General features: G+C 60.9%; 13 protein-coding genes and 1 pseudogene. 6 read left to right on the forward strand and 8 right to left on the reverse strand.

All coding sequences use genetic code 11. The annotated features are described in order from the left end of the window. Positions 1-8 precede the first annotated feature (8 nt). From AD670_RS13290 to AD670_RS13320, 7 genes are all read right to left on the reverse strand, one after another. Complete coding sequence (locus AD670_RS13290; protein ID WP_053132742.1) at positions 9-1,331, reverse strand: AAA-associated domain-containing protein; 1,323 nt, start codon at positions 1,329-1,331, stop codon at positions 9-11. A gap of 14 nt (positions 1,332-1,345) precedes the next feature. Then, complete coding sequence (locus AD670_RS13295) at positions 1,346-3,091, reverse strand: ABC transporter permease subunit (protein WP_053132744.1); 1,746 nt, start codon at positions 3,089-3,091, stop codon at positions 1,346-1,348. Positions 3,092-3,320: 229 nt separating this feature from the next. Continuing rightward, a complete protein-coding gene (locus AD670_RS13300; protein WP_053132747.1) occupies positions 3,321-4,049 on the reverse strand; it encodes an alanyl-tRNA editing protein in 729 nt (242 codons plus the stop codon). Positions 4,050-4,051: 2 nt separating this feature from the next. Beyond that, positions 4,052-5,044 carry a serine O-acetyltransferase gene (locus AD670_RS13305; RefSeq protein WP_053132756.1) on the reverse strand — a complete coding sequence of 331 codons (993 nt, stop codon included), beginning with the start codon at positions 5,042-5,044 and terminating at the stop codon, positions 4,052-4,054. A gap of 37 nt (positions 5,045-5,081) precedes the next feature. Then, the gene (locus tag AD670_RS13310) at positions 5,082-5,996 is read right to left on the reverse strand and encodes a PLP-dependent cysteine synthase family protein (RefSeq protein ID WP_053133371.1); all 915 of its coding nucleotides are present in this window, start codon (positions 5,994-5,996) and stop codon (positions 5,082-5,084) included. Positions 5,997-6,011: 15 nt separating this feature from the next. Next, positions 6,012-7,874 (reverse strand): molybdopterin-synthase adenylyltransferase MoeB, encoded by a 1,863-nt coding sequence (gene moeB, locus AD670_RS13315; RefSeq protein ID WP_053132758.1) that lies wholly within the window; start codon positions 7,872-7,874, stop codon positions 6,012-6,014. Between the two features lie 23 nt (positions 7,875-7,897). Beyond that, a complete protein-coding gene (locus tag AD670_RS13320; RefSeq protein ID WP_172681474.1) occupies positions 7,898-8,791 on the reverse strand; it encodes a DMT family transporter in 894 nt (297 codons plus the stop codon). Positions 8,792-8,951: 160 nt separating this feature from the next. Here AD670_RS13320 and AD670_RS13325 point away from each other — a divergent pair. Further along, positions 8,952-10,375 (forward strand): annotated as a pseudogene (locus AD670_RS13325) (PLP-dependent aminotransferase family protein). A 177-nt stretch (positions 10,376-10,552) separates the two neighbouring features. Here AD670_RS13325 and AD670_RS13330 read toward each other — a convergent pair. Then, positions 10,553-11,371 carry a pyruvate, water dikinase regulatory protein gene (locus AD670_RS13330; RefSeq protein ID WP_003193298.1) on the reverse strand — a complete coding sequence of 273 codons (819 nt, stop codon included), beginning with the start codon at positions 11,369-11,371 and terminating at the stop codon, positions 10,553-10,555. A gap of 177 nt (positions 11,372-11,548) precedes the next feature. Between AD670_RS13330 and ppsA the strand changes: the two genes are divergently transcribed. From ppsA to AD670_RS13355, 5 genes are all read left to right on the forward strand, one after another. Beyond that, positions 11,549-13,924, forward strand: coding sequence for a phosphoenolpyruvate synthase (gene ppsA / locus AD670_RS13335; RefSeq protein WP_053132764.1), 2,376 nt, complete (start codon positions 11,549-11,551; stop codon positions 13,922-13,924). 106 nt (positions 13,925-14,030) lie between these two features. Then, positions 14,031-15,020: an alpha/beta fold hydrolase gene (locus AD670_RS13340; protein ID WP_053132767.1), complete on the forward strand. Its 990-nt coding sequence runs from the start codon at positions 14,031-14,033 to the stop codon at positions 15,018-15,020. 188 nt (positions 15,021-15,208) lie between these two features. Further along, positions 15,209-15,700 (forward strand): ribonuclease E activity regulator RraA, encoded by a 492-nt coding sequence (gene rraA / locus AD670_RS13345; RefSeq protein WP_027603684.1) that lies wholly within the window; start codon positions 15,209-15,211, stop codon positions 15,698-15,700. Between the two features lie 25 nt (positions 15,701-15,725). Next, complete coding sequence (locus AD670_RS13350) at positions 15,726-16,721, forward strand: zinc transporter ZntB (RefSeq protein WP_053132769.1); 996 nt, start codon at positions 15,726-15,728, stop codon at positions 16,719-16,721. An 86-nt stretch (positions 16,722-16,807) separates the two neighbouring features. Then, positions 16,808-17,053: a hypothetical protein gene (locus AD670_RS13355; protein WP_025854229.1), complete on the forward strand. Its 246-nt coding sequence runs from the start codon at positions 16,808-16,810 to the stop codon at positions 17,051-17,053. Position 17,054: the final 1 nt, after the last annotated feature.

Here is a 17,054-nt window from a genome sequence, read left to right on the forward strand (position 1 = left end):
GCTATGGGCTACATACTGCCCTCGACATCATCCAGGCTGAACGTCTCGGTATGGTCGTCATAGGAGAAAATTTCCGCATAGCGCCCCCATGCGATCACGCTTTCCAGGGTTTTCTCGACAAAGGCTTCCGTCATCGAGTCTTCCAGTTCCTGCTCGAAACGCACCCGTGGCGCGCGGTGTCCGCTGCGCTCCAGCAACACCTGGTGAATGCGTGCGGCCAAGGGCACGTGGCGGATCAAATGCTCGGCGAACAGGGTTTTACGCTCCTGCGTGCCGTAGTCGGCGAACAGTTTGCCTGCATCGGTCAGGGTGATGTCGGCGCCCTTGAGTTCGGCAAAGCCCAGATGCTCAAGCATCTCCGCCACCGGGAACAGGTCATCGACTTCAAGCAGGCGCCGTTCGGCCACGGTCGGCAGGCCGGCGTGGCCGTTGTAGGGCTCGGCGGCCAGGGTTTCGATCAGGCCGGCCATCAGGTTGGTGGACACTTCCGGCAGCAGACTGCCTATTTTCAGCTCCGGTAACCCTCGGCTGGCATCGGCGCTGCGGCGGTCGGTCATCAGCGCGTAGATGTCGTCGACCATTTGCCGAAAGGTCGGGTCCAGTCGGTTGCGCGGGTGCGCAAACGGCACCTTGATTTCGGCCACGACCCGACCGGGATTGGACGACAGCACGAGGATGCGGTCGCACATCAGCACCGCTTCTTCGATGTTGTGGGTCACGATCAGGATCGACTTGATCGGCAACTGCTTGCCGCTCCACAAATCCAGCAAGTCAGTGCGCAGGGTTTCGGCGGTGAGGACGTCCAGCGCCGAGAAGGGTTCGTCCATCAGCAGCAGGGTCGGGTTGACCACCAGGCCACGGGCAAACCCCACGCGCTGGCGCATGCCACCGGACAATTCGCGCGGGTAGGCGTTTTCAAAGCCGTCCAGGCCAATCAGGTCGATGGCCGCCAGGGCGCGCCTGCGGGTTTCCTTGCGTTCGATTTGCAAGGCTTGCAGACCGGCTTCGACGTTTTCCAGTACGGTCAGCCAGGGGAACAGCGCAAAGGTCTGGAACACCATGGCCACGCCTTCGGCCGGGCCGTTCAGCGGCGCGCCGTGATAAAGCACTTCGCCCGACGACGGCTGGATCAGCCCGGCGATGATGCGCAACAGCGTCGACTTGCCCGAGCCGGAGCGGCCCAGCATGCCGACGATCTCGCCTTCGTGCAGGCTCAGGTCGACGCCGCTGAGGACTTGCAGTTCATCCTTGCCTTTGCCGAACACCCGGTTGACGTTTTTCAGCGAGTAGATTTCCGGGGTCTCGGTGGCGCGCTCGGTGTAGGTAGTCATCACTGCGAATCCCATCAATTCAGACGAAGTTTGTTTTCAGCCATGGCGTACATCGGCCGCCAGACGGCACGGTTGAACGCCACCACGAAGATCGACATCACCACTACGCCCAGGGCGATTTTCGGAAAGTCGCCTGCGGCGGTGGTCTGCGCGATATACGCGCCCAGCCCGTGGGCGACCACGTTGTCCTGGCCCCAGGACACATATTCGGAAACGATGCTGGCGTTCCACGCGCCTCCCGAGGCCGTGATCGCGCCGGTGACGTAGTACGGAAAAATGCCCGGCAACATGACCTTGCGCCACCACAACCAGCCACGAATGCGGAAGTTGGCGGCGGCTTCCTTGTAGTCATTGGGAAAGGCGCTGGCGCCGGCGATCACGTTGAACAGGATGTACCACTGGGTGCCCAGCACGATCAGCGGGCTCAGCCAGATATCCGGGTTGAGGTGGTAGTGCAGGATCACAATGACAAACACCGGAAACAGCAGGTTCGCCGGGAAGGCTGCGAGGAATTGCGCCAGTGGCTGGATCTTCTCCGCCAGCCTCGGGCGCAGGCCGATCATCACGCCCAGGGGCACCCAGATCAGCGAGGCAATCAGGATCAACCCCACGACGCGCAGCAGCGTGATCAGGCCCAGCACCAACACATGGCCGACTTCGCCAAGGGTCACTTCGGTGCCGACATAGCGCACGATGTGGTACAGCGCATAGGCGGTCAGCACGGCTATCAGCGCGCCCCACACCCAGTCGATCAGCTTGGAGCGCGCGGCGCTGGCTGCCGGCAATGCCTTGCGCGCGCGGCTCGACAGGCTGAAGCGTTGGTTACCCAGGCGGCTGAACGTGCGGGTAATCGGGCGCAGGATGCGTTGGACCACACGGGTGCGCTGGATCAGGTTCAGTAGCCAGGATTGCGGGGCGGCGCCTTGGGAGGCGGTGGTTTCCATGCGGAACTTGTCGGCCCAGGCCACCAATGGACGGAACAGGAACTGGTCGTAGATCAGGATCACCGCGATCATCGCCAGGATCACGTAACCCACGGCGTGCAGGTCTTTCTGGGCGATGGCCAAGGCCAGATACGACCCCACGCCCGGCAGGGTGATGGTCTTGTCACCGACGGTGATCGCCTCGGAGGCCACCACGAAAAACCAGCCGCCGGACATGCTCATCATCATGTTCCAGACCATGCCGGGCATGGCGAAGGGCACGTCGAGCTTCCAAAACTTCTGCCAGCCGGAGAGCCGCAGGTTGGTGGAGACCTCCACCAGGTCATGGGGAAGCATGCGCAGCGACTGATAGAAGCTGAAGGTCATGTTCCATGCCTGGCTGGTGAAGATCGCAAAGATCGCGGCAAGCTCGGCGCCGAGCACGCGCCCAGGGAACAGCAGCAGGAAAAACGTCACCGTAAACGAGATGTACCCGAGCACTGGCACCGATTGCAGGATGTCGAGCACCGGTACCAAGAGTTTCTCGGCGCGCCGGCTTTTGGCTGCCAGGGTGCCGTAGAGCAGGGTGAAGATCAGCGCCGCGACCATCGCCGCCAGCATGCGCAAGGTCGTGCGCATGGCATATTCCGGCAGGTTGGCCGGGTCCAGGGAGATGACTTCACTTTGCAGGGTGGCGATGGGGGCCCAGGTTTCGCGGGCGGTGATCGAGAAAAACAGCAGGAAACCGATGACGAGTGGCAGGGCAACCAGGTCCCAGCGATTGGGTAGCAAGCGCAGCGTGGACGCAGGGAGGTAGTGACGGAACACTTTGTTCATAGGCGGTCAGTCCTGCAGCGTTCAGGTTCAAATAGTGTGATGGGCGTGAGCTTTAGCTGCTGCACGAATGTCCCACCGAGAAGGGCGGGCGCTACGTTCGTGAGTCAGGGGCATCTAGACGATGCTGGCGGAATTGTACGTTTCTGAATGTTACAGGCGGGTAAATTTGCTGTCAGTTTGCTGTACGAAACGCGACTGGGACACGGGCGTCCCAGCCGCCGATCCGGGGTTATTCAAAGCGTAAAATCACCCTGCGGTTGTGCTTGCTCTTCTTCTCGATTTTCTCGCAGAACACCCGGCCGATTTCCTCGGTGTTGATCACATGTGTCCCACCGCACGGCTGGATATCGATCCCGCCGATTTCAATCACCCGTACCGAGCCTTGGATCACCGGCGGCGCAACCGCCTGGGTGCGGGTGATCTGCAGCAGGGTGGTGTACTCCGAAGCCGGCATCGACAGGGTTTTGACCTGGTGGGCCTGTTCGATCAGCGCGTTGAGGTCACGGGTGATGGTGTCTTTGTCGAGGGTCATTTCCGGCAGGTCGAAATCCAGGCGACCTTTGTCGGCACTGATGCTGCAACCGGTCACCGGTGCGTCGATGAGCGAGCACAGCAGGTGCAGGCAGGTGTGCATTTTCATGTGCTGGTAGCGCCGCTCCCAATCCAGGCCGGCGTCCACCAATACCCCGGCGACCAACTGCGCGGGGCAGTGTTCCACCTGGTGCCAGATGATCGAACGCTGCACCGGGTCGCGCACCGTGCCGGTCACTTCGACCCGTGTGCCGTCCGCCAGGCTCAAGTGGCCGGTATCGCCTGGTTGGCCGCCACCCGTGGGGTAGAACAGGGTGTGTTCCAGGGCAATGCCGTGTTCGCTGACGGCAATCACCCGGGCGCTGAATGCGTTCTGGTAGGGCGCGCTGTCAAACAGCGCCAGGGTTTCCATGGTGTGCACGGACATGTTCAACCTCCGACGATCAGTGGGCTGGCTTGCAGCAGGTGGCGCACCATTGCGCTCAAGCCAGGGGGAGAGAGCAGGGTGATTTCGAATTCCGGCCCGCAGACTTTCAGGTTCAGCGGCAGGCGCGGCAGGTGGTTGCCGGATTCGAGGCGGTGCAGCCTGAATTGCAGGTGGTGACGCTCCTTTACCGTCGGCTCCAGCATCAAGCCTTGCAACGGGTGAAAGTCGGCGTCCAGCACCGTGACCTTATGGCTGGTATTGACCTCGCCGACCACGTGCAGGCGCTCATCCAGGGCGAAGGCACCGAGGTAATTACTGTGGTCCGATTCATCGTTTTTTTGCAGTTGGATCTGGTTCACCACCTTCACCTTGGTGCCGGCGGGTACGTCCTGGGTGATCACACAGGCGGGGCTGATAAACACGTTGTCGCCGATCAGCACATAGCCCAGCACGCGGGCGCCCGAGCCGACCTCGACGTTGTTGCCCAGGCGCGGATGACGTTTGCCATCGGGGTTGTTGGCAATGCCACGGGCCCCCAGGGTCACGCCGCAGAGGATGTAGCAGTCGTTGCCGATTTCGCAGGTTTCGCCGATCACCGTGCCGTAGCCGTGGTCGAGCACAAAGCGCCGGCCGATACGCGCTGCCGGGTGGATTTCGGCCCCGGAGAGGACCTTGCCCTGGTTACTGAGCTTGAGGGCGATGCGTGAAAACACCCCGTTGGTCTGGTCGGGAAAATTCCATATCTGGTGCGCAAGCCGGTAATAGAGCACCGCCTTGAACGAGGCGTAGGACTCCAGGATCAGCTCGCCGCGCCCGCGGGACGCCGGGTCACGATAGGCATAGGCGATCAGGTCTTCGGCCACCGCCTGGGCGGCATTCTGGATCAGCGGCGCCAGGTGCGGCTCAAGCGCCTTGATCTGCGCGGGTGTGAGGGTCTTGATGAGGTGGGTGAGCAACTCATCGTGCAACTGTCGCATGTCGATAAAGCCGCCCATGGAGGCTCCCCCGCATTCTGGATGGTTGAAAAACCGGTTATTCGAAACTGGGCAGGTAGCTGTCGGCATTGTCGTAGACCATGGTCAACACCACCGTTTCGGGCGGCAATTCGGGGGCGAGCCTGGCGATGGCCACCATGTTGGCCGCAGAGGACAGGCCCAGGCTGATGGCGTCGGTGCGCATGATGCGTTTGATCATGTCGATGCACTCCTGGCGCGAGACCTTGAGCATGCCGTCGATCACCTCCAGGTTGAGGATGCTCGGGATCAGCCCGATCGACAGGCCCTGGATATGGTGCGGCGCGTGCTGGTTTTTCAGCAGGTCGCATTCTTCCGGCTCCACGCCCATGACGCGCACGCCAGGCCAGCTGGCCTTCAGGGTTTCGCCGATGCCGGTGATATGCCCACCGGTGCCGATGCCGCAGACGAAGTAGTCCGCGCGCTTATCGCCAAAGGCGCGAAGGATTTCCGGTGCGGTGGTGTCACGGTGGGTCTGCGGGTTGGCGCCGTTGCGTTGCTGGTTGAGCATCACGTAGCTGGGGTTTTCCAGCTGCAGCTCCATGCATTTTTCGCCGTGGGAGTTGTTGCCCAGGCGGCTGTCCGAGAGCACCACCTTGGCGCCGTACAGGCGCAGCAGCTTCTGTTTTTCCGGGCTGTAGTTGTCGGGGATCACCAGCACCACCTTGTAGCCCAGCACGTTGCCGGCCATCACCAGGCCGATGCCGGTATTGCCGCCGCTGGGTTCGATGATGGTTTGCCCGGAGTCGCGGATCAGTACGCCGCGCCGCTCGGCGTCGAGAATCATGCCCAGGGCGATGCGGGCCTTGTGGCTGCCGCCAGGGTTGAGGGATTCGAGCTTGGCGTAGACCTCAATGCCGAGGTCTTCGGAAAACTGCGCCAGGCGCACGATCGGCGTGTGGCCAATGGCGTCGAGGATAGAGTTATGCAACATCATTCAGTCCTCGGCTCAATACAGCGGCATATCTGGTTCGACGTCGCGAACCCAGTGCTTCATGCCGCCTTGCAGGACTTTGGTGTTGGCGAAGCCAGCCGCCAACAGCGTACTGGCCGCTTGCTCGGCGCGGGTGCCGGCGTAGCAGATCAGGTAGTGAGTGTTGTCGCGGCTGAGGCGGCCGAGTTGCCCATCCAGTTCGGCCAGGGGGATATGCACCACGCCCGGTAGTTTGCACACCTCCAGTTCGCTGGCGTCGCGCACATCCAGCAGCACGTCGGCGCTGTTGGGGTGTTCGAGCACCTGCTTGAGTACACGGGGCTTGATGTAGCGCTCCTCGGCCAGGGACGGTTGGCTGGGCACGGCATCTGCGCACACGGTGGGCGCCAGGGTTTCGCTGTGGCGCAGCTCGGAGCAGCACGGGCAGTCGGCGCGGCGCTTGAAGCGTATTTCGCTGAACTTCATGGCCAGTGCATCGAAGCGCATCAGTCGGCCGGAAAGGGGCTCGCCAATGCCGATCAGCAATTTGATGGCCTCGGTGGCCTGGATCATCCCGACCACCCCAGGCAGCACGCCGATCACCCCGCCGGCGCTGCAATTGGGCGCCAGCTCTGCGGGCGGTGCGCTGGGGAACAGGCAGCGGTAGCACGGCCCGCCTTGGTAGTTGAGCACGCTGATCTGCCCGTCGAAGCGGTAGATGGCGCCGTACACCAGGGGTTTGCCCAATTGCACGCAAGCGTCGTTGACCCGGTAGCGGGTGTCGAAATTATCGGTGCCGTCGATCACCAGGTCGTAGGCGCCTACCAGTTCCAGGGCGTTATCGGCGTTCAGGGCGGTGTTGTGGGCGTTGATCTGGATATGGCGGTTGAGGTCCTGCAGGCGCTGTTTGGCCGACTCGACCTTGGGCATGCCCAGGGTGCTGTTGCCATGGACGACCTGGCGTTGCAGGTTGCTGCTTTCCACCACATCGAAATCCACCAGCCCCAGGGTGCCGACACCGGCCGCTGCCAGGTACAGGCTGATGGGCGAACCCAGGCCGCCGGTGCCGATGATCAACACCTTGGCTTTCTTGAGGTTCAGCTGGCCTTCGCGGCCGACGCCGGGCAGGGTGATATGGCGCACATAACGTTGCACTTCCTCGTTGCTGAGGCCGTCGATGTCCATACCGCCTGACGTGGCGAGCAACACTTCGATCCTGGCTTTTTCCGGCAGCCGGTCGTCGGCGCTGATCAGCTCTTCCTCGGCAGTGAACAGGAAGTGCTCCTTGAGCTGGTTGTTCTTTTCGTGAAACAGATGGGGGCGCAACTGCGGGTGGCTGCTGCAGAGGTTTTCAATGACTTCGCGCAATGTCGATCCGGCGCCCTCAAGGGTCGATTCCGGCAGCTTGGCCACGCGAACCAGAATGTCGGGGAAAGAGACAGCGTTCATGGACAACTCCGTGTGCAGGTCGTTGAAGGGGTTTAGGGCGAAATGCTTGCCATCCCAGGCAAACAGCTTGGAACCCAGGGCCTGGCCCTGGCGAACGTCGACCACCAGGTAACTGACGGGGTAGATCGGCTCCCCCATGAACAGCGCCTTGTCCTGGTCTTCATCGCTGAAATAGGCGCCGACATCGGGGTGGGAGTGGTAGATCACCACCACCGGGTTGTCGCTGCGAAACGCCTTGTTCATCAGCAGCGTGTCGGCCACCGAGAAGGTGTAGCCATTGGCCGCGCTGCGCGGGTACATCTCGGGGTTCTTGCGGTGCAGTTCGTTCTGGATGTTGTTGCCCAGGTACACGCTGCCGTCGGCGAAGACAAAACCGCAGCATTCCTCGGGGTAGCTGCGGCTGGCGTGGGTGTAGATCTGTTCCAGGGCTTCGGGGCGGAGGACGTCCATGTTTCTCTCGCGTCGGTTGATGATCAATTTTTCTTGGCCAGGAGCTTTTCAATCGGCAACTTGGTGATCGCAAAGCCGGCCAGCAGGATGGCCGAATACAGCATCAGGTCGCGGGAAATCGCCACGCCTTCGTACCAGGCACCGATGATCACCGCGAACACCGGGAAAATGATGAATACGAACGACAGGATGATCGGGCTCAAGCGCTTGAGCAGCATGAAATACACGATGAACCCTCCCACCGAGGCCACCAGCCCCAGGTAGAACAGCGCACTCCAGGAGCGCAGCGTGATGTCCTCGAAGGTCGGCGTTTCAAACCACAACCCGGCCACGAACAGCATCAGCCCGGCGATGCCGATGGGCAGTGTGTTGTAGGTGATCACGCTGATGGCGCTGCCTTTTTGCTTGGTGATGACGTAGCACAGGGCATGCATGATCGCGGCGGTCAGGATCGCCAGTACCCCGAAGAACTCGGCGTGGTCCAGGTGCAGGCCCTGGCTCCTGATGATCATGTAGAGGCTGCCGAAGCCGATACCGATGCCGACCACTTGGGAAAAGTAGATGCGCTCGCGCAGGAACAGCGCGGAGAAAATCAGGATAAACACCGGCATGCAACTGAACAGCAGGGCGGTGAGACCGGATGAGACATGCATCTCGCCGTAGTTGAGCAGGTAATAGGGCACGCTGAAGTAGGACAGGGTCACGAATACGAAGAACCAGCGGCTCTCGCGGGGAAACAGGATGGGCTCGCGGCGCACCATGGCAAAACACAGGAACAGCGGGAAGGCGATCAGGAAGCGCAGGCCGGCGGACGTCAACGGCGGCACGCTCTCGACGGCAATCTTGATCCCCAGCCAGGTGGTGCCCCAGCTCAGGCACACGATCAGGAACATCACGCTGGTGACCAGGCCGGCCAACCACTGTTTCTGGTTTTTTGTTTTGGTGGTGTTTTCGAGAACGGCTGACATTGGCATCGTTTATTGCTTCCCTGAGCCGGAATTGAACTCTATATTGAGCTGGTAATGAGTGATAAATTTCGGCGATTGAACCCGTAAAAGCACACTATTAGGGCAAAAGATGGCTGTCAAAACAAATATTGACATGGTGTCAATTATGCGTGAGGGGTTGTCCAACGGGCAGGGCGTGAAGTACAAGCGCCTGTCCGATGTCATGGAACGGGGCATCCTCGAAGGCTTGATTGAGCCGGGACGAAAACTTCCGCCTCATCGGGTGCTTTCCGACAATCTGGGGGTGACCATCGGCACCATCAGCCGGGCCTACGGTGAGCTGGAGCGTCTGGGGTTGGTGGTCGCGCGAGTGGGTGACGGCACTTTCGTACGCAAGCGTGGGATGGAGCGCCAGCGTGATGAAGGCTTTCGTAACGTCAGCGAGGAGCCGCGCCAGTACTTCGACATGAGCCGCAACATGCACATCCCGGGTCAGGAAACCACCTTCCTGGCCCAGAGCTTCCAAACCCTGTCGACCAACGCCAAGTTCCTCCAGGACATCAGCGCCTACACCCCGGATGCGGGCCTGCCGCGTTATCGCGACGCGGGCGCGCAGTGGCTGGTGCAGCGTGATTTTCATCCGATCCCCGAGCAGGTGATCTGCGTCAACGGCGGCCAGCACGGCCTGCTGTGCGCGATGATGGCTTTGCTGCGCGCTGGCGATACGGTGGTCACCGAACAACTGACTTACCCTGGGCTGATCACCGCCGCGCGTATGCTGGGTATCCGCCTGATCGGCCTGGAGATGGACGAAGAAGGCGTGCTGCCAAGCGCGCTGGATGAAGTCTGTCGTAATCACCGGGTTTCAGCGTTGTATTGCACGCCGACCATCCAGAACCCGACACGGCGGTGTTATCCGTGGCGCGGCGCGAAGCCCTGGTGAAGGTGTGCCGGGAACATAATCTGCTGATTCTTGAGGACGAAGCCCACGGTGTATTGGTCGAAGACCGTCCGCCGCCCCTCAGCCATTTCGCCCCCGAACGTACGATTTTGATCAGCAGCCTGAGCAAGGCCGTGTCTGCCGGGTTGCGTGTGGGCTATGTGCATGCGCCCCCGGCGCTGGTCAGCCGTATCTCAGCGGCTTTGCGCTCCACCTGTTGGATGGCCACGCCGGTGACCCTGGAACTGGCGACCCAGTGGATCGAAAACGGTACGGCGGAATACCTGCTGCGCCAGCAGATCAACGAGATCAGCCGGCGCAAAGCCCTGGTGCAGGATTTGTTGGCGGGCCTGGCCTATCGGACCCATCTGAACAGTCCGCACTTCTGGATCGAAGTGCCGGAGCCCTGGCGCGCGTCGGAAATCGAGGCTGAGCTCAAGCAGAATAATTACCTGATCGCCACCGCCGAGGCGTTTGCCGTTGGTCAGACGGCGGTGCCGCAGTTTATTCGGGCGAGCATTTGCAATACGTCGGGGGATGATCAGTTGTTGCGGGCGGGGTTTGATGCGTTGGCGACGGCGTTGGGGCAGGGGGGTGGGCGGTTTCACCTGTAGCGAGTGGACGTCCAGGCGCGTTGTGGCGAGCGGGCTTGCCCCGCGTTGGGCTGCGAAGCAGCCCCAATCAAGATAAATGCGGTGTGTCAGCCAGTTCTCGGTGACTGGTTCAGGGCTGCTGCGCAGCCCAGCGCGGGGCAAGCCCGCTCGCCACAGTAAAGCTAGAGTCTCAAGGCGTTATTTGAAGCGCCGCTCCACACCTTTCTCCACCAAAATCTTCGCCGAAATCTCTTCCACCGAAAAATGCGTGGAATTGATGTGCGCAATATTCTCGCGACGGAACAGGTTTTCTACTTCGCGTACTTCGAATTCGCACTGGGCGTAGCTGGAGTAGCGGCTGTTGGGCTTGCGCTCGTTGCGGATGGCGGTGAGGCGGTCCGGGTCGATGGTCAGGCCGAACAGCTTGTGCGAATGGGCGCGCAGGGCTGCGGGCAGCGTCAGGTGCTCCATGTCGTCTTCGGTCAGCGGGTAGTTGGCCGCACGGATGCCGAATTGCATGGCCATGTACAAGCAGGTGGGCGTTTTGCCGCAGCGCGACACGCCAACCAGGATCAGGTCGGCCTTGTCGTAGTAGTGGGTGCGGGCGCCGTCGTCGTTGTCGAGGGCGAAGTTCACCGCCTCGATACGCTCCATATAATTGGAGTTATGCCCAATGGAATGGGACTTTCCGACCGAATAGGAGGAGTGTTCGCTCAACTCCTGTTCCAGCGGCGCCAGGAACGTCGAGAAAATGTCGATCATGAAACCATTCGACGTTGCCAGAATCTCACGGATGTCTTGATTGACGATGGTGTCGAAAATGATCGGCCGAAAGCCGTCTTTTTCAGCGGCCAGATTGATTTGTTGTACCATGGCCCGCGCTTTATCCACGCTGTCGATATAAGGCCGCGTGAATTTGGCGAAGGTAATGTTTTCGAACTGCGCGAGCAGGCTCTGACCCAGGGTTTCGGCAGTGATGCCGGTGCCATCGGAGATAAAGAAAGCAGATCGTTTCATTTGAGCCCTGGGCCTTAAGCTGATGACGAATCTTGGATATGATAGGCGCGATTTTGCCGTCCCATAGTGGGCCGCATTCTCACTTATTTTCCAGGTCCAGGCCACAAACGCGGGTAATCGCTCCTACGAGCAGCCGGCGTCCTGAGCTTTTCCAACACAGTTAGTGGAGAGATCACCTTGGTAGAGTACGTAGTTTCCCTCGATAAGCTCGGCGTCCATGATGTAGAGCACGTAGGGGGCAAGAACGCATCCCTCGGCGAGATGATCAGTAATCTTGCAGGCGCAGGTGTGTCGGTGCCGGGTGGTTTCGCCACCACGGCCCAGGCCTACCGCGATTTCCTCGAACTGAGCGGCCTCAACGCTCAGATCCACGCCGCGCTGGATGCCCTGGACGTCGATGACGTCAATGCCCTGGCCAAGACCGGCGCCCAGATCCGCCAATGGATCATGGAAGCCGAGTTCCCCGAGAAGCTCAACGAAGAAATCCGCACCGCCTTCGCCACCCTGTCGGCCGGCAACCCGGACATGGCCGTCGCCGTGCGTTCCTCGGCCACCGCCGAAGACTTGCCCGACGCCTCCTTCGCCGGCCAGCAAGAGACCTTCCTTAACATCCGCGGCGTGGAAAACGTGATCCGCGCAGCCAAGGAAGTGTTCGCCTCGCTGTTCAATGACCGCGCCATTTCCTACCGTGTACACCAGGGTTTCGACCACAAGCTGGTAGCCCTGTCTGCCGGTGTGCAGCGCATGGTACGTTCGGAAACCGGCACCGCCGGCGTGATGTTCACCCTCGACACCGAGTCGGGCTTCCGTGACGTGGTGTTTATCACCGGCGCCTACGGCCTGGGCGAAACCGTTGTCCAGGGCGCGGTCAACCCGGACGAATTCTACGTACACAAGCACACCCTTGAAGCCGGCCGCCCGGCCATTCTGCGCCGCAACCTGGGCAGCAAGGCGATCAAGATGATCTACGGCGACGAGGCCAAGGCCGGTCGTTCGGTGAAAACCGTGGACGTCGACAAGGCCGACCGCGCGCGCTTCTGCCTGAGCGACGCGGAAGTCAGCGAATTGGCCAAGCAAGCGATGATCATCGAAAAGCACTACAAGTGCCCGATGGACATCGAGTGGGCCAAGGACGGTGACGACGGCAAGCTGTACATCGTGCAGGCCCGCCCGGAAACCGTGAAGAGCCGTACCTCGGCCAACGTCATGGAGCGCTACCTGCTGAAAGAAACCGGCACCGTGCTGGTGGAAGGCCGTGCCATTGGCCAGCGCATCGGCGCCGGCAAGGTGCGGATCATCAAGGATGTGTCCGAGATGGACAAAGTCCAGCCCGGTGACGTGCTGGTTTCCGACATGACCGACCCGGACTGGGAACCGGTGATGAAGCGTGCCAGCGCCATCGTTACCAACCGTGGCGGGCGTACCTGCCACGCGGCGATCATCGCCCGCGAACTGGGGATCCCAGCGGTGGTTGGTTGCGGCAACGCCACCCAACTGCTCAAGGACGGCCAGGGCGTGACCGTCTCCTGTGCCGAAGGCGACACCGGCTTCATCTTTGAAGGCGAGCTGGGCTTCGACATCAAGCAAAACTCCATCGACGCCATGCCCGACCTGCCGTTCAAGATCATGATGAACGTCGGCAACCCGGACCGCGCCTTCGACTTCGCGCAGTTGCCGAACGCCGGTGTGGGCCTGGCCCGCCTGGAGTTCATCATCAACCGCATGATCGGCGTGCACCCCAAGGCCCTGTTGAACTACGACGGCCTGCCGCTGGACATCAAGGAAAGTGTGGACAAGCGCATCGCCGGCTACAACGATCCGGTGGGCTTCTACGTCGAGAAGCTGGTGGAAGGCATCAGCACCCTGGCGGCGGCGTTCTACCCGAAAAAGGTCATCGTGCGCCTGTCGGACTTCAAGTCCAACGAGTACGCCAACCTGATCGGCGGCAAGCTCTACGAGCCGGAAGAAGAAAACCCGATGCTGGGCTTCCGTGGCGCTTCGCGTTACATCAGCGAAGCGTTCCGTGATTGCTTCGAGCTTGAGTGCCGCGCCCTCAAGCGTGTGCGCAACGAGATGGGCCTGACCAACGTCGAGATCATGGTGCCGTTCGTGCGCACCCTGGGCGAGGCGAGCCAGGTCGTCGACCTGCTGGCAGAAAACGGTTTGTCCCGTGGCGAAAACGGCCTGCGCGTCATCATGATGTGCGAACTGCCGTCCAACGCCATCCTCGCCGAAGAGTTCCTGGAGTTCTTCGACGGTTTCTCCATCGGTTCCAACGACCTGACCCAGCTGACCCTGGGCCTGGACCGCGACTCCGGGATCATCGCTCACCTGTTCGACGAGCGTAATCCTGCGGTCAAGAAGCTGCTGGCCAACGCCATCCAGGCGTGCAACAAGGCTGGCAAGTACATCGGTATCTGCGGCCAAGGCCCTTCCGATCACCCGGACCTGGCCAAATGGCTGATGGAGCAGGGTATCGAAAGCGTCTCGCTGAACCCCGATTCCGTGCTGGAAACCTGGTTCTTCCTGGCGGAAGGCCAAGCGTCCGCTTAAGGTCGTCATGTCAAAAGTGCCGGTCCCCTGTCGAGGGTGACCGGCATTCTTATCTGTGCAGGGCGGAACTCCTTCCGGACGCCGCCCTTTTTTGTGCAAGAGCATTATGCAAAGCAGCAGCAACCTGTTTCCCGTCGCCCTGATCAGCGCTGAACGTCGTGGCGACCTGAGTGAAGATGTGTACCGCCTCAAACCCGGTAACAGCCCTGACGGTACCGTCGAGCTGGCCGTTACCCGTTTGGGCCTGGCCGATGTCCCGGAAAGCCGGGGCATCCCGGTTATTTTGTTGCACGGCAGTTTTTCCAATCGGCGCTTTTGGTACTCGCCCAAAGGCATCGGCCTGGGTGCTTACCTGGCACGCCAGGGGTTCGATGTGTGGATCCCGGAGATGCGTGGTCATGGGCTGTCGCGGCGCAATCAGGGCTACGCCCGGAACCGCGTCGCCGACTACGCGCGCTACGATTTGCCGGCCATCGGCGCGTTTGTGCGTGAGCAAAGTGCGCAGATTCCCCATTGGATTGGCCACTCCCTTGGCGGCACAACCCTGGCTGCGGCCCTGGGTGGGCAGCACCTGGGTGCACCGGCGGTGGCCTCGGTGGCCTTGTTTGGTTGCCAGGTCAGTCGCAGCCACTGGCCGTTGAAACTGCCCCCGGTGGAGTGGACCGGCCGTCTGCTTTTGAAACGTTTCGGCGAAGTCTCCGGTTCGCGGCTCAAACGGGGTCCCGAGGACGAGCCAGCGGGCGTGCTGATCGAAGCCATGCGCTGGAATGGCCTGTTCGGGCGCTTCGGCGAAGGCAAGCAGGATTGGTGGAAAGGCCTGGCAGACGTCGATGTGCCGCTGTTGGCCGTCAGCGCGGCGGGCGATCAGCAAGATCCAGACTGGGCGTGCCGCAAGCTGTTCGAGCAGATCGGCTCCGAGCACCGTCAATACCTGTGTCTGGGGCGCCGGCAAGGGTTTACCGGTGATTTCGGGCATGTGGAAATGCTGGTCAGCAAAGCTGCGCAGGCCGAAGTGTGGCCCCTGGTGGCCCAATGGCTGAAAGATCCGCTCACACCGTTGTTCGGGGTGTCGGCCGAGGTGTTGGCGACGGTTTGATGCAGCGCTCTGCCAAGGGCGTTTCACTCGTGTGTGGTTGCGGCTAAGATATGACGCGTTAAACGCTTCTGGTCATATTCAGTCGCTTACTGGTTATTGCGTTGCGACGAAGCGGATGGGATGTTGCGCACCGGCTCCGGCTGGCGCTTCTTTCGAAAGACACTTCTTTGACGGAAAGGAATTTTTCAATGAACCATTACGTGACCCCCGACCTGTGCGACGCCTACCCGGACCTGGTGCAGGTGGTCGAGCCGATGTTCAGCAACTTCGGTGGCCGAGATTCCTTTGGCGGCGAGATTGTCACCATCAAATGCTTCGAAGATAACTCCCTCGTCAAGGAACAGGCCGACCAGCCGGGCGCCGGCAAGGTGCTGGTGGTCGACGGTGGTGGTTCCCTGCGCCGCGCGTTGCTGGGCGACATGATCGCCGAGAAAGCCGCGAAAAACGGTTGGGAAGGTTTGGTGATCTACGGCTGTATCCGTGACGTCGATGTCATTGCCCAGACCGATCTGGGCGTGCAGGCGCTGGCCAGCCACCCGATGAAAACCGACAAGCGCGGCATCGGTGATCTGAACGTGGTGGTCACGTTTGCCGGCGTGACCTTTCGCCCGGGTGAGTACATCTACGCCGACAACAATGGCGTGATTGTCTCGCCAAGCCCGCTGCAAATGCCTGAATAAACTGCAATAACCAACAGGGGTGAGGATGTTCGAGGAAGAAAACGCGCAGTGGGGGCTGGTGCATGCCCTGGTGCTGGACGGTAAAGGCGGTGCGCGTTCGATTGCCCGGACTGAGCTCGACGACTTGCAACTGCAGCCTCAGGAAAGCCTGTGGCTGCATTGGGATCGCAGCCATCCCCAGACCCAGACCTGGCTGCGCAAATCCAGCGGTTTGAGCGAATTCGCCTGTGACCTGCTGCTGGAGGAGAACACCCGCCCGCGCCTGTTGCCGTTGCCGGATTCGGAACTGCTGTTGTTCCTGCGCGGGATCAACCTCAATCCGGGAGCCGAGCCGGAAGACATGGTCTCGGTACGCATCTTCGCTGCCGCCAGCCGCGTGATTTCCCTGCGTTTGCGCCCGCTGCGCGCCACTGACCAACTGCTGGTGCAGTTGGCGGATGGCAAGGGGCCGAAAACCGCGTCGGAACTCATCCTTTATATGGCGCAGTACCTGACAAACAAGGTCCAGGATCTGGTCACGGACTTGTCGGAAATCGTCGATGCCGAGGAAGAAAAACTCGATACCGACGAACGGTATACCCCTGAGCATGGCAGCATTTTGCAGATCCGTCGCCGAGCGGCCGGGCTCAAGCGTTTCCTTGCGCCACAGCGGGATATTTTTGCCCAGCTCACGCGGATAAAATTGCCGTGGTTCTGTGACGACGATGCCGACTACTGGAACGAATTGAACAACAGCCTGACCCGCTACCTGGAAGAGCTCGAATTGACCCGGGAGCGCGTGGGGCTTGTGCTTGAGGCTGAAGACCGGCGCTTGAGCGTGCGCATGAACCGCACCATGTATCGGTTCGGGATCATCACCGGGATCTTTCTGCCGATGAGTTTCCTCACTGGCCTGCTGGGTATAAATGTGGGTGGCATACCGTTCTCTGCCAGCCCCTACGGATTCGTGATTGCATGCCTGTTGATGGTGTCGGTGGCGCTCGGACAGTGGTGGTTGTTTCGACGATTGCGCTGGGTTTGAGCTGAATATGACCTGAACGTAGGAAGGGTCCTATGTGACCCCAAGAATTTTACCCTCGTCTTTTAAAACACTTGCGAGAGGTCTTTATGCACGATCCGTTCGAACAGTCTTTACGTGACATGCTCAATGCCTCGCCGTCCAACCGTGACGACGATGCCTGCCTGGGCCGCGTGTTGAAAACCGCTAACCGTCAGGTGGGCGCGGGTGACCTGTTCGGTCTGCTCGGCCGCTGGGTGCCAGCGTTGATGATGGCCCTGAACAATGGTTCTGCGCACGTATCGCCTGTTTCCCGTCGTAAACCCCTTGCTCGCACTGCTGATAAGGCTGATTGAA

The organism is Pseudomonas sp. MIACH, assembly GCF_001269925.1.
GTDB lineage: Bacteria > Pseudomonadota > Gammaproteobacteria > Pseudomonadales > Pseudomonadaceae > Aquipseudomonas.